Origin of the sequence: Bulleidia sp. HCP3S3_C9, from assembly GCF_052064035.1 — a bacterium.
GTDB lineage: Bacteria > Bacillota_I > Bacilli_A > Erysipelotrichales > Erysipelotrichaceae > Bulleidia.
This window is the reverse complement of record NZ_JBQHWJ010000015.1, coordinates 25,738-38,827: the sequence shown is the minus strand read 5'-3', so window position 1 is coordinate 38,827 and position 13,090 is coordinate 25,738. Positions and strand designations below refer to the sequence as shown.

Genomic DNA, 13,090 nt, shown 5'->3' with positions numbered 1-13,090 from the left:
AATTCCACAATAAAAACAGCACTGAATTTACCTGTCAGCACTGTTTCTGCACAACTAATTTCAACTTTAATTTTTTTCTTTTGAAAGTGGAATTTAACTTTTCAGTTCAGCGTTTTTTGATGACCTTTATGTAATGTTATGGACATTTTGCTTTTTAACAATTCTAAAATAAGATTGTTAGAAATATAGAAAATCATGTTGTACTTCATGCTCTTTTGGAATTTTATTTCGTAATATATAAGCTATACTTCTTACAATAGGTAATTTATTATTTCAAAATTTCCAAAAGATTTTTTATGGGGTGGTGCAAGTGATCCAAGTGCTTTAAGAATCGCCTTGAATCGATTGTATAATCGTTATCATAAACCATTATTTATTGTTGAAAATAGTCTAGGTGCACAAGATGTCGTGGAAGAAGATGGTTCCATCCACGATCCATACCGTATTGACTATCTTCGTGAAAATATCCAGTCTATGAAAGATGCTGTCTTGGAAGATGGTATTCCACTTATGGGATATACTTCCTGGGCTGTATCGATCTTGTTTCAGCAGGAACTGGAGAAATGAAGAAGAGATATGGCTATGTATATGTAGATGGAGATAATGAAGGAAATGGAACATTAAAGAGAACGCCTAAGGATTCCTTTTACTGGTATAAGAAAGCGATTGCCAGTGATGGAGAAGATTTAAGCGACAACTAATTGATAGACCTGATGACCTGTTGTAAATACAGGAGTCAGGTCTATTTTGCATAAAAGAGAATACTTTTGCTGTTTTTCATTGTTAAACAATTGTAATTCTTTGAATTTGTTAAAAAATTATCAAATTTTTTGGATGTATACGCTTTCGTATATGGCAATCTCTTCATTTTTTGAAATCTTAGCGTTATGATTATTTGCGAGGTAAAAATTATATGGAAAAGACATATCGTGTATTTGTGGTGAACCCAGGATCTACTTCAACTAAAGTTGCATATTTCGAAAATGAGAAATGTGTTGTTTCAAGAAGTATCTTTCACGATTCATCAAAGTTGATGACATACGAGACAATTAATGATCAGTTAGATTATCGTATGTTTGGTATCCGAAAGTTTTTGAGTGATTCTCGTATTGATCTGCATGGCATTGATGCTGTTGTTGGAAGAGGCGGGCCATGCTATGCATGTGAAAGCGGAACATATGAAGTGGATGATAAATTGATCAAAGACACTAGAGAAGTCAAAGGTCATTTCTATCATAGTTCTATGTTAGGTGTACAGCTCGCAAAAGAAATTGCAAATCGTTATGAATGCATGTGTTTGATGGTTGATCCGCCAATCGTTGATGAATTGTGTGATCTAGCTAGAGTGACTGGTGTCAAAGATACATATCGTCGTGCAACTGCGCATACATTAAATGCAAAAGCTACAGGTCGCGTATATGCAAAGGAAATTGGCAAGAAGTATGAAGATCTGAATTTGATCATTGCGCATATTGATGGTGGTATCTCTATTACTGCACATGATCATGGAAGAATGATCGATGGTAATGATGCTGGTGGTGGTGAAGGTCCATTTACACCAACACGTATGGGATCTATGGCAGTGACAGATGTATTAGATTATCTGTTTGATAAAGATCCGAAAGAAGTTAGAGCACTTTGCTCCCAGCGTGGTGGATTGTCCAGCTGGTTTGGCACTTCAGATTCCTCTAAGATCTATTATGAAATGATTCGTAGAGGAGATAAAAAAGCTGAAAGAGTCTGGAATGCGATGATCTATCAGTGCTCTAAGTGGATTGCGATGATGTCTGCTCCATTAAAGGGTAAAGTAGATGCAATTCTTTTGACAGGCGGTTTATTAAGAATTCCAGGCGTCATTGATACAATTACAGAAGATGTTGGATGGATTGCACCTGTCAAGGCATATCCTGGTGAATTTGAACATGAAGCAATGGCATATGCTGCTTTGCGTGTTCTAAGAGGGGAAGAAAAACCTAAGAAGTATACAGGTAAGCCTGTATGGACTGGTTTTGATGATTAAGTGATGTGCAAAAGCATCACTTTTTTTGATATTATAAGTTCATGAAAAAATTTTGGATCATATTATGTTGTATATTTCTTGTAGGATGTACAAGTACAAAATCTGATATGTCTCAATATGAGAATTTTCATGATGAAAATCATGTGTTCTATGATATGACAGTCAAAGAATTGCAATCCAAAATGCAAAATAAAGAAACACTGACAGTGTATTTTGGCTTTGCAAAGTGCCCATCATGCATTGAAGCAATGCCTGTATTGAATGACGTCGCAAAAGAAAATCATGCAGAAGTTGCATATATCAATACAAGAAAAAATGCTGCGTGGCAAAGTAATATGGATATGAAAGATTATGATGTTGTAGTGAATCTGTTTGGTCAATACCTGCAATACGATGATGATGGCAAGAAACATCTAAATACACCACATGTTTTCTTTATCAAAGATGGCGATGTTGTATATGAAGTAGAAGGTTTGAATGAACAGTTAAAGGAAAACTATGAGAAAGGATTTGCATTGGAATATGAATAATGTAACAGTAAATCAAATGAATGAACATGTATATCGCATTAATGAAAAAGATGAAAATGGGCTGAATGTCGATTGTTATCTAGTGCTGGGAAATCAAAAAGCAGCTTTGATTGATACATTACAAGAGGAAGAAAATCTTTACGATGTCGTAAAAGAAATCACTTCTTTACCACTCATTGTTTTATTGACACATGCGCATCCAGATCACGCAGGAAAAGCATGTCAAAAACTGATTGCGAAGCAAGCACCAGTCTATATGCAGAAAGAAGATCAGTCATTACTGGATCTGTTTGTGAATGATGAATGGAAAAATGAAATTACTTTGATTGAAGGAAATGAAGTATTTGATCTAGGTGAATATACATTGAAGACACTTCGTGTTCCTGGTCATACAAAAGGTTCGCTGGTATTTCTAAATGAAGAACATGAAGAAGTATTTACTGGTGATGCAATTGGATCTGGCGGATTCTGGATGCAATTAGACCATTGTCTTCCATTACATGAATACAAAAAGAATGTAGAACATCTTTATGACATTCTACATTCCTATACGCATTTACAATTATTCTTTGGGCATAGTGAGCAATCCAATGGAATTCAAAATATCCAGTACATCAAGGATAATATGGAAGCTACAGATAAAATCATACAAGGAGAATTAACTTCTCCTGTAAAAACAATGTGTGTTGGTGGCAGTGAAATTCCTTACTGCAGTATTTCATATGGATTGATCTACGATTATTGTTATAATCCAGAAAATCTCTAGTCTAATGCACTGTTTCCTTCTACATTACTTGGACCAAATCCATATGGAAGCAGTGTATTTAAATCTGCTTCAATGAAATCATCGTCACTTTTCGCCATGATGACATTGAGATCTTTACCACCAAATTCAAATAATGCCTGTCTGCAGACACCACAAGGGGAAGTAATCTGTTCATTTACTTCTCCTTCTTTACTTCCTACGATGGCAATATCTGTAAATTCATGAACACCTTGAGAAACGGCTTTGAATAAAGCTGTTCTTTCTGCACAGATTGTGGGTGTAAAGGAGGCGTTTTCAATGTTGCAGCCTGTAAATATCGTGCCATCTTTTGCACGCAGTGCAGCTCCAACCTGAAAGTGACTATATGGCGTATATGCAAATTTTCTTGCCGCAAATGCCATTCGTATGAGATCTTTTTTCTCTTCTAATGTTAATTTTGTACTCATCATTCATATCTCCTATCCATATTATACATGAATCTTAAAAAAGAAAATCATGTATAATTGTTGTGCTTGGAGAATAAAATATGATTTTATCTTTAGAAAATGTGAGTTATAAATATGCGGTGACACCAATATTGTCACATGTAAATTTTGTGGTAAATGAAAATGATAAATGGGGTATTGTTGGTTTAAATGGTGCTGGAAAAAGTACATTGTTGAAGTTAATGGCGCAGGTTGAACTGCCAGATGAAGGAAATGTAAATGTACTTAAGAAATATAAGATTTCCTATTGTCCGCAGACAATGGAATTCAAAAGCAATCAGACAGTCTATGATACTGTATTATCTCATCTAGAAGAATCTGTAGAAGAATATGAAATCAAGGCAATCTTGAATAAACTTGGATTAACAGACTATACAAAGAATATTGATGTTTGTTCCGGGGGAGAAAAGAAACGTGTTGCCTTAGCAATTTCTCTGATTCGAAAAGCAGATCTGTATCTCTTGGATGAGCCTACAAACCATCTTGATCAGGATATGATCGTATGGCTGGAAAAATATCTTGCTAGAGTATCGAAAGCTGTTGTACTTGTTACGCATGATCGTTACTTTCTAACACGTATTACAAATCATATCGTTGAAGTAGATCAAGGTAATCTTTATACGTATGTTGGTAACTATGCGGATTATCTTGAACAGAAAGAAATGCGTTATCAACAGGCGCTGAGTGCAGAACATAAAAGACAACGATTTCTGAAAACAGAAATTGAATGGATCAGAGCAGGTGCACAGGCAAGAAGCACAAAGCAGAAAGGCAGAATTGAAAGATTCAACAAGATTGCCGCAATGGAAGATATGAAGCTCAAAGATACATTAGAGTTAAAATCTGCAGCTTCCAGACTTGGAAATAAAACAATTATCATTGATGATATTTCAAAGGCATATGATGGAAGACAGCTTTTTTCTCATTTTTCCTATACATTAATGAGAATGGATCGTGTTGGAATCATTGGCAACAATGGCTGTGGAAAAAGTACACTATTGAAAATTATCATGCATAAGATCCAGCCAGATACCGGCAGTGTTACGATTGGGGAAACAGTAAAGATTGGCTACTTTGCGCAAATGAATGAAGTATTTGAGGAAAATCAGAGAGTCATTGACTATATCAAAGAATTTGGTGAAATTGTCTATACGGCAGAACATGAAGCCATTTCTGCTTCTCAGATGCTGGAAAGATTCTTGTTTTTCAAAGAAGATCAGTATAAACCAATCAGTAAATGTTCCGGTGGTGAAAAAAGAAGATTGTATTTATGTTCAATCTTGATGCAGGCACCAAATATCCTTGTTTTAGATGAACCTACAAATGATCTGGATACAGAAACATTAACAATTCTAGAAGATTATCTGGAACAGTTTAAAGGTGCTGTGATCGTGGTGAGTCATGATCGTTATTTTCTAGATAAAGTTGCGGATCGTCTGTTTGTATTTGAAAATGGAAATATTTCGATTCAGCAGACAACATATTCTGATTATCTTGAGAATAAAGATAAGAAAGAACATGGCAAACAGGAAACGGCACAAAGAAAAAAAGAACGTCCAGCAAATCGCCTGACTTACATGGAGAAAAAAGAACTGGCAGAGCTGGAAAAGAAAATGCCTGTTTTAGAAGAACAAGTCAAAAATCTGGAGGATACATTGAATACATTATCGGATTATGAAGAAATCAAGAAAGTTTCTGATGCACTGGAAGAAAAAAGAAATGTTTTGGAAGAAAGTGAAATGCGCTGGATGGAACTTAGCGAAAAGATGGAAGGGTAATGTAGTATACTGTAAGTAAAGATGGAGACGTTACTATGAAAAGATTATTGAATTGTATGACAAGCGACATGGTCGCAATGAATGGAGAGCAATTGAAATTATCCATTCTAGCTTCTGAAGGAAGAACTGTAATGACAGAGACAGTTGTTTCAACGCAACCATTACTTGGTGATTTGACAAATGCTGAACTTGCCGTAGCTTTTGGCAGTGACATGGTTTTGTTGAATGGATTTGACTGCAATCATCCAGTGATTCAGGGATTGCCTGCTTGTGAGGAACCAGTTAAAAAGCTGAAAGAACTTGTTGGTAGACCTGTTGGATGCAACCTGGAACCCGTTGACTTGGAAGCAGATATGCTGGAAGAAAGACATGTGATTGCTGAAGGCAGACAGGCAACTGTTGAAACATTCAAGAAAGCACAGGAATTGGGATTGGATTTCATCTGTTTGACAGGTAATCCTGGTGTTGGTGTTTCTAACCGTTCTATTGCTGAAGCAATTGTAGAAGCTAAGAAGTATTTCAATGGTTTGATTATTGCGGGAAAGATGCATGGTGCTGGCGTGAATGAACCTGTTGTTGATTTAGATGCAATCAAGGAGTTTATTGATGCTGGTGCAGATGTAATTTTGATGCCTGCAGTGAATACTGTTCCTGGCTTATCTGAAGCAACAGTCACGGAAGCATGTGAATATATCCATGCACACAATGCATTGGCTTTATCCGCAATTGGTACAAGCCAGGAAGGTGCTGATTGTGAAACGGTCAGAGAAATTGCAATTGTGAATAAGAGATGCGGTGTTGATATTCAGCATATTGGTGATGCTGGATGGTGTGGAGTTGCTTTGCCAGAAAATATCATGACATTAAGCGTTGCGATTCGCGGCAAGAGATGGACATACCGCAAGATGGCTGCTTCTATCAATCGTTAATTCAAGACAATACAAAAAAGAGAGAAAAGTTTTTCTCTCTTTTTGTATGGATTTATGCGATTGCTGCATCTAATGCAATCTTCATCATGTCTGTAAATGACTGTTCTCTTTGTTCTGGTGTTGTTTCTTCTGGAGAAACGAATGAGTCAGAAATTGTAACAATACATGCGGCGTGTTTTCCTAATACTTTAGCATTTGAGAATAATGCAAAGCTTTCCATTTCTACAGCGAGACAGCCTTTTTCTTCAACTGTCTTTAAATAATCTTTGCTTTCTCTATAGAAAACATCTGAAGAGTGGAGACATCCAACATGTGTTTCAATACCAAGATTCTTAGCAGAAGCAATAATCTTTGCATTTAATTCTTCACTTGGATATTGAATATCAGAAGTGTTTCCACACTGCTCCTTTGCGTATGTAGATTCAGAATATGCACTATCCGCAACTACAACATCGAATAGCTTTAAATCAGCAGAATATGCACCTGCAGAACCTACACGAATGATATTTTCTACATCATAGAACTTAAATAATTCATAGGAATAAATACCAATGGATGGCATACCCATGCCACTGGCCATAACAGTTACTGGTGTTCCTTTCCATGTACCTGTGTATCCCTGAATCCCTCTAACGTTATTGACAAGTTTTGCGTCTTCTAAGAAGTTTTCAGCGATGAATTTTGCACGAAGTGGATCTCCAGGCATTAATACTGTTTTTGCGATATCCTTGATATCTGCACTATTATGTGGTGTTGGCATATAAATAATCCTCCTGTTATGTATCCATTATATCAAAAAATGGTTCTCAATTGAGAACCATTATGCTTTGCATCCTTTGCTTCCTTTTGCACTGTTTGCACTATATGTAGATAACAGGTTTGTATCATAAGAGAATGTCATTTTGCTTCTCTTTCTTTCTCTTTCTAATGCAAGATTGACTAAGTTATCCATGAGTTCTCTAAAGGACATGCCTTCTTCTTTCCATAGATAGAAAGCTAAAGAACCAGGGATTGTGTTGATTTCATTAACATAGACTTTCTTTGTTTCCTGATCCATCATGAAGTCAATGCGACAAACACCAGCTGCACCAAGTACTTTAAATGTTTTTAAAGCAAGGGACTGTACGAGTTTTGTCTGTTCTTCACTGATAGGTGCAGGTACGATTCTTGCGGTAGAAGCCATACCGCTGGATTTGCTTCCTGCTTTACTGCTTGATTTACCACCACCCTGGTATTTATCTTTATAGCTGAGCAGTTCATCTCCAGAAACAGAACCAACCTGTTCAATGACACTTGCACGTGCATTTGCACCATCGCCTAAAACAGAACAGTTCAATTCCACCATTGGCTTGACAACTTTTTCTGTAATGACTTTTTCATCATATTGACGTGCATCTTCAAAACATTCCAGATACTCTTCATCGTTATGTGCGATTGCAATACCAACAGAAGAACCAGTTCTTGCTGGCTTTAAGATAACAGGGTAGATGAGTTTATGAACCTTTTCTAGAATTTCATCTTTTCTTTCATCCATTTCATTTCCATATACCCAGAACCAGTTTGTAACAGGTAAATCATTGTCAGCAAGGATATGCTTCTGTAATACTTTGTCCTGTCCAACTGCTGCACCATATAGATCACATCCAGCATATGGCAGCTTTAACATTTCAAAGAAACCTTGAATTGTTCCATCTTCACCATTTGTTCCATGCATGACTGGAATTGCAACGTCAATTGTTCCTAATTCTTTTTTGGAAAATAAAGAAGTTTTAACAGGTTTGATGACAACTTTGTTATCTTCAAGTACAAGAGATACCTGTGTGAGCTTTTCTTGTAGTGCCTTGAGATCTGTATAGTTGTTCATATCCCAAAGATCTTCTCCAACAAATAATTTTCTGCCTTTTGTTATATATACAGGAATAACATTATATTTATTCTTATCTAATGCTTCCATTGCCTGGTGTGCAGAAATAATGCTGACTTCATGTTCAACAGATTCTCCACCAAAAAATACACCTACATTCAGTTTCATAAAAAACCTCCAACATATCTATTATAGCAGTATTTCAGTATCATGACAGTATTCAAAAATTGTAGATGGTAATACGAAGTGGAAAATGTAAAATATAAACGGAGGCATTTATATGAAAAGAACACTTGTTTTATCTGGCGGTGGTACAAAAGGAATTTATGAATTTGGTGTATTGCAGGCACTGAAAGAAATTGGTGAAGATCACTTCGATAAAGTGATTGGTGTATCTGTTGGATCTTTAAATGCTGCGATGATCGTACAGAATGATTTAGAGAAGCTGGAAAATATGTATATGCATCTATCTAGTGATAAGATCGTGAATGGATTTGTTCCAACAGATATGTCATTCAAAACATTATTGAATGAAAGAGAGGAGTTTTTCTCTCAACTGCATTACTATATGAAAGAACATGGAATTGATATTAGTCCGTTCTATGATTTTGTACATTATTATTATGATCCAAAGAAATTCTTTGAGAGTAAAATGGATTTTTCTTGTGTTGCTGCGACAAAGAAAGATCATGAAGGTGTATTTGTAACAAAGGAAATGATGAAAGAACATGGAGAAGACTGGCTGATTGCTTCTTGTTCTGCGTATCCTGCTTTTCCTGTAAAAGAAATTGATGGCAATGAATATGTGGATGGTGGATATTATGATAACTGCCCAATTGATTATGCGTTGCGTGATGGTGCAGATGAAGTTGTTGCGATAGAAATGGGGCCACAGACACTTCATCCACTGTATGAAAATCATGCGATGATTCACATGATTCATCCAAAAGCACCATTGTATGATTTCTTATGCTTTGATCATGAAAAGATGGAGAAAGCAAAGAAACTTGGCTATAACGATACAATGAAGCACTATAAGAGATATTATGGATTCCGTTATACATTTGAACGTTTTCCACTTCCTGTATATTTTCATGAATATATTCGTGAATTTCTGATTACAGAAATGGATATTAAAAATGCAACGTCAATCAATGAAAAATTACGTTCAGAACATGTGATTACAGATCGATTGATGGAGCGTATGAATATATCTCGCTTGACGGATCGTTTATACTTTTATGGTATGCTTGATGCATTAATGGAATTGTGTGAAATGGATGACGCGAAGGTGTATACAATGAAAGAAGCAAGACATACGATTCTTGCATCTTTTGCACCATGTGCGTATGAAGACTATCCATACAAGCCTTCACGTTCACCGGGTGAATTTGTTTCGTATGTTTCTACATTGGATAAAAAAGCAATTGTCATGTTGATTCTGCATGCATTATTTTATCCTGATCATGAATTGATCAGTGAGAATGTGAGAAATACAATTTATCCATTTGAAAGTGCACTCGCTAAATTCGTATATATTATGATGAAACACATATAAGGAGTACTATGAAAGCAATCGCAAAGTTTGAAAAAGTATCATATGAACAGTTTGAAAAAGACTGGGAAAAGAATATGGGTGGAAGTAAAGAAGAAATCAAGGCAATCTATGATTCCATCAAGCTTCCGCATCGTGCTACAAAGCAGTCAGCAGGATATGATTTTTATGCACCTGTAGATATTACAATGAATCCAGAAGATGTTAGGCTCATTCCTACAGGAATTCGTGCTAAAATAGACGATGGGTATGTTTTGATGCTGTATCCAAGAAGTTCTCTTGGTTTTAAGTATCGCATGCAACTGAACAATACAGTGGGTGTCATTGATGCTGATTATTACAATGCAGACAATGAAGGTCATATCATGTGTAAATTTATGAATGATTCTAGAGATGATAAACACTTATTGATTGAAAAAGGACAAGGTATGGTCCAGGGAATCTTTATGTCATTTGGAGTCACAGTGGATGATGATGCAAATGATGAAAGAACAGGCGGTATTGGATCTACCACAAAATAGAAAGAAGATAGACATATGATTGATGAAAAAAGATGGCAGGAAATCGATGAAAAAGAACCAATTCCTTCTCATATTCTTGAAAGAATGGAATATTTGAGAAAGAAACATAAAGATGTGATTGATGATGAATGGATCAAACGTCCATCACAGATTGAAGGCATCAGAAAAGCTGGTAAAATCAATACAGGTGTTTTAGATGAAGTTGGAAAATTAATTCATGAAGGCATGAGTACACAGGATATTGATGATATTGTTTCGAAGTATACAGCAGAACATGGTGGAATCTGTGCACCTTTGAACTATGAAGGTTTCCCTAAGAGTGTATGTACTTCCATCAATGGTGAAGTATGTCATGGGATTCCCGCAAGACACAGAAAACTTAGAAATGGTGATATTATCAATGTTGATTGTACAACAATTTTAGATGGCTACTATGCGGATGCTTCTAGAATGTTTATGATTGGTAATGTATCTGAAGAAAGAAGAAAACTTGTTGAAGAAACAAAGAAATGTCTTGAAATTGGTATTCAGGCTGCACAGCCATGGGCACATGTAGGAGATATTGGATATGCAATTGCAAAGTATGCACATTCCAAAGGATATTCTGTTGTTAGAGAACTTGGTGGACATGGCGTGGGTATTGACTTCCATGAAGATCCATTTGTTGCACATGTTGGTTCAAAAGGAAAAGGCATGGTTCTTGTTCCTGGCATGATCATCACAATTGAACCGATGATCAATGCTGGAAAAGCTGCAGTAGAAATTGATCCATATAATAACTGGACAATCTATACAAGAGATGGCTCTGATTCTGCACAATGGGAACATACAATTCTTATTACAGAAGATGGAAATGAAATCTTGACATACTAATCAAAGAAATCTTAGAGATATCAATCTTTAAGGTTTTTTTTGTGCTAAATTTGTTAGAATATTGATTAGAGGGTATATAAAAAATTTTATGAATGAGAAAATATATGTAACAGGACATAGACATCCTGATTCTGATGCAATCTGTGCAGCGATTACCTATGCTGATCTTTTGAATCATTTAGGTAAAACAGCAGTTGCATGCAGACAAGGTCCATTGAATGAAGAAACTAAGTTTATTTTGAAAAGATTTGGACTTGAAAATCCTTTGTTGATGACGGATGCACGTGCAAAGATCCGTGATATAGAAATTGATACGCCTACAATCATACAGAAAAATGAAACAGTACATCATGCATGGCATTTGATGCTGCAGACACAGAACCGCTCATTGGAAGTATATGATGAAAATGGTAAGCTTTGCGGTATCTGTACAACGAGTAATCTTGCAAGTGTTCGTCTGCATCCAGATACAGACCTTGTTACGTTAATGTCAACGGCTTCTTTAGACAATATTGCACGGACTGTTGGTGGAAATATTATTTATGAACCAGAGCATTTTAAGACAAATGGTGTGATTCATATCATTACATTAGAGCGTGAAGATATGGATTATTATGTGCTGGAAGATGGTATTTCTATTGTTTCCAATGGTGATGAAAAACATCGTATGGTCATTGAAAGAGGATGCAAGTGTTTAGTAATTACATGTGGTATGAAAGCATCTAAAGATACAATTGCTTTAGCAAAGAAAAAGGGATGTGCAATCATTGAAACAATCAATGATACGATGAATACTGCAAGAGTTATTACAGAAAGCTACAGTGTTGATCAAATCATGACAACAGACATCATTACATTTAATGAAAATGAATATGTTGAAGATGTTGCAATGAAGATGAGACATTCACGTGTACGTTCTTATCCTGTTTTAAATGATGCAGGAGAAGTCGTTGGTGCGATTTCTCGATACCATACAAGAAACTATCAAAAACTGAAGGTTGCCTTGGTTGACCATAGTGCAGTGAATCAGACATTCCAGAATATTGATATGGCTGAAATTGTTGCCATTGTTGACCACCATCATATTGGCAACATTCAAACACAGATGCCAATTGAATATCGCAATCATAAATGTGGAAGTACATGTACGATCATTGCTTCTTTGTATAAAGAAAATGGCTTGCTGCCAGATCGTACAATGAGTGGACTGTTGATGTCAGCGATCCTCTCTGATACATTGAACTTTAAATCTGCAACGACAAAACAGGAAGATCGTGATACTGTAAAGTGGCTTGCAGAAATTGCAGGAATCGATGATGTAGAAAAGTATGCAAGAGAAATGCTTGGTGCTTCTATTTCGTTGAAAGATGCAACACCACATGAAATCTTGACACGAGACTTGAAGAACTACCAGATTGGAAAATTTCATTTTGCGATTGGTCAGACAAACTACTCTAGACAAGATGAAGTACAGAAGATCCTTCCACAATTCCTTGAGAATATGGAAAAAGAACAACAGGAAAACAAGCTGGATATCATGGTTATGTTATTCACGGATGTTATGGGAAATGGATCCATGTTCTATTACTATGGACCTATGGCACATGTTGTTGCTTCTGTAATTGAAACAACATTTGATGATCATTCAGGCTTTGATCCAAATATCATTTCTAGAAAGCAGCAGTTAATGCCGAAACTTTCTGAAGTATTATTGAATCTATAAGAGGACTTCCCATGGGAAGTCTTTTTGTTTTATGGTAAAATAGTGG

At 36.0% G+C, this 13,090-nt stretch carries 12 protein-coding genes and 1 pseudogene; 10 read left to right on the top strand and 3 right to left on the bottom strand.

All coding sequences use genetic code 11. The features are described from left to right. Positions 1–297: 297 nt before the first annotated feature. The 4 genes and pseudogenes from ACTND6_RS04320 to ACTND6_RS04305 all read left to right on the top strand — a co-directional run. Positions 298–701, top strand: a pseudogene (locus ACTND6_RS04320) (family 1 glycosylhydrolase); the annotation flags it as partial. Between the two features lie 212 nt (positions 702–913). Next, positions 914–2,020, top strand: coding sequence for a butyrate kinase (buk, locus tag ACTND6_RS04315; protein WP_441022264.1), 1,107 nt, complete (start codon positions 914–916; stop codon positions 2,018–2,020). A gap of 41 nt (positions 2,021–2,061) precedes the next feature. Then, positions 2,062–2,550, top strand: coding sequence for a TlpA family protein disulfide reductase (locus ACTND6_RS04310; RefSeq protein WP_441022262.1), 489 nt, complete (start codon positions 2,062–2,064; stop codon positions 2,548–2,550). Next, positions 2,519–3,316: an MBL fold metallo-hydrolase gene (locus ACTND6_RS04305; protein WP_441022260.1), complete on the top strand. Its 798-nt coding sequence runs from the start codon at positions 2,519–2,521 to the stop codon at positions 3,314–3,316. The genes ACTND6_RS04310 and ACTND6_RS04305 overlap by 32 nt, the downstream gene beginning before the upstream one ends. Here the strand turns inward: ACTND6_RS04305 and cdd are convergent. Then, positions 3,313–3,762 carry a cytidine deaminase gene (gene cdd, locus ACTND6_RS04300; RefSeq protein ID WP_441022258.1) on the bottom strand — a complete coding sequence of 150 codons (450 nt, stop codon included), beginning with the start codon at positions 3,760–3,762 and terminating at the stop codon, positions 3,313–3,315. The two genes, ACTND6_RS04305 and cdd, sit on opposite strands and share 4 nt — an antisense overlap. An 80-nt stretch (positions 3,763–3,842) precedes the next feature. On the opposite strand from cdd, the gene ACTND6_RS04295 reads away from it, so the two are divergent. Together ACTND6_RS04295 and ACTND6_RS04290 are read left to right on the top strand one after the other, a co-directional pair. Next, complete coding sequence (locus ACTND6_RS04295; protein WP_441022256.1) at positions 3,843–5,579, top strand: ABC-F family ATP-binding cassette domain-containing protein; 1,737 nt, start codon at positions 3,843–3,845, stop codon at positions 5,577–5,579. A gap of 35 nt (positions 5,580–5,614) precedes the next feature. After that, entirely contained in the window at positions 5,615–6,508 is an 894-nt protein-coding gene (locus tag ACTND6_RS04290; RefSeq protein ID WP_178176211.1) for a DUF7916 family protein, read from the top strand. A 52-nt stretch (positions 6,509–6,560) separates the two neighbouring features. Here ACTND6_RS04290 and deoD read toward each other — a convergent pair whose 3' ends face one another. After that, positions 6,561–7,268: a purine-nucleoside phosphorylase gene (gene deoD, locus ACTND6_RS04285; protein ID WP_441022254.1), complete on the bottom strand. Its 708-nt coding sequence runs from the start codon at positions 7,266–7,268 to the stop codon at positions 6,561–6,563. Between the two features lie 60 nt (positions 7,269–7,328). Next, on the bottom strand, positions 7,329–8,540 hold the full coding sequence (locus ACTND6_RS04280) for a D-alanine--D-alanine ligase family protein (RefSeq protein ID WP_441022252.1): 1,212 nt from the start codon (positions 8,538–8,540) through the stop codon (positions 7,329–7,331). 112 nt (positions 8,541–8,652) lie between these two features. Between ACTND6_RS04280 and ACTND6_RS04275 the strand changes: the two genes are divergently transcribed. From ACTND6_RS04275 to ACTND6_RS04260, 4 genes are all read left to right on the top strand, one after another. Then, entirely contained in the window at positions 8,653–9,930 is a 1,278-nt protein-coding gene (locus ACTND6_RS04275) for a patatin-like phospholipase family protein (RefSeq protein ID WP_441022250.1), read from the top strand. An 8-nt stretch (positions 9,931–9,938) separates the two neighbouring features. Further along, entirely contained in the window at positions 9,939–10,448 is a 510-nt protein-coding gene (locus ACTND6_RS04270) for a deoxyuridine 5'-triphosphate nucleotidohydrolase (protein ID WP_441022249.1), read from the top strand. A 15-nt stretch (positions 10,449–10,463) separates the two neighbouring features. Next, complete coding sequence (map, locus tag ACTND6_RS04265) at positions 10,464–11,321, top strand: type I methionyl aminopeptidase (RefSeq protein ID WP_441022247.1); 858 nt, start codon at positions 10,464–10,466, stop codon at positions 11,319–11,321. A gap of 88 nt (positions 11,322–11,409) precedes the next feature. Continuing rightward, the gene (locus ACTND6_RS04260) at positions 11,410–13,044 is read left to right on the top strand and encodes a putative manganese-dependent inorganic diphosphatase (RefSeq protein WP_441022245.1); all 1,635 of its coding nucleotides are present in this window, start codon (positions 11,410–11,412) and stop codon (positions 13,042–13,044) included. Positions 13,045–13,090: the final 46 nt, after the last annotated feature.

Bases quoted from the DNA above. Each gene is read 5' to 3' on its own strand.
- buk (WP_441022264.1), top strand. From the start codon at position 914: ATGGAAAAGACATATCGTGTATTTGTGGTGAACCCAGGATCTACTTCA.
- ACTND6_RS04310 (WP_441022262.1), top strand. From the start codon at position 2,062: ATGAAAAAATTTTGGATCATATTATGTTGTATATTTCTTGTAGGATGT.
- ACTND6_RS04305 (WP_441022260.1), top strand. From the start codon at position 2,519: ATGAGAAAGGATTTGCATTGGAATATGAATAATGTAACAGTAAATCAA.
- cdd (WP_441022258.1), bottom strand. From the start codon at position 3,762: ATGAGTACAAAATTAACATTAGAAGAGAAAAAAGATCTCATACGAATG.
- ACTND6_RS04295 (WP_441022256.1), top strand. From the start codon at position 3,843: ATGATTTTATCTTTAGAAAATGTGAGTTATAAATATGCGGTGACACCA.
- ACTND6_RS04290 (WP_178176211.1), top strand. From the start codon at position 5,615: ATGAAAAGATTATTGAATTGTATGACAAGCGACATGGTCGCAATGAAT.
- deoD (WP_441022254.1), bottom strand. From the start codon at position 7,268: ATGCCAACACCACATAATAGTGCAGATATCAAGGATATCGCAAAAACA.
- ACTND6_RS04280 (WP_441022252.1), bottom strand. From the start codon at position 8,540: ATGAAACTGAATGTAGGTGTATTTTTTGGTGGAGAATCTGTTGAACAT.
- ACTND6_RS04275 (WP_441022250.1), top strand. From the start codon at position 8,653: ATGAAAAGAACACTTGTTTTATCTGGCGGTGGTACAAAAGGAATTTAT.
- ACTND6_RS04270 (WP_441022249.1), top strand. From the start codon at position 9,939: ATGAAAGCAATCGCAAAGTTTGAAAAAGTATCATATGAACAGTTTGAA.
- map (WP_441022247.1), top strand. From the start codon at position 10,464: ATGATTGATGAAAAAAGATGGCAGGAAATCGATGAAAAAGAACCAATT.
- ACTND6_RS04260 (WP_441022245.1), top strand. From the start codon at position 11,410: ATGAATGAGAAAATATATGTAACAGGACATAGACATCCTGATTCTGAT.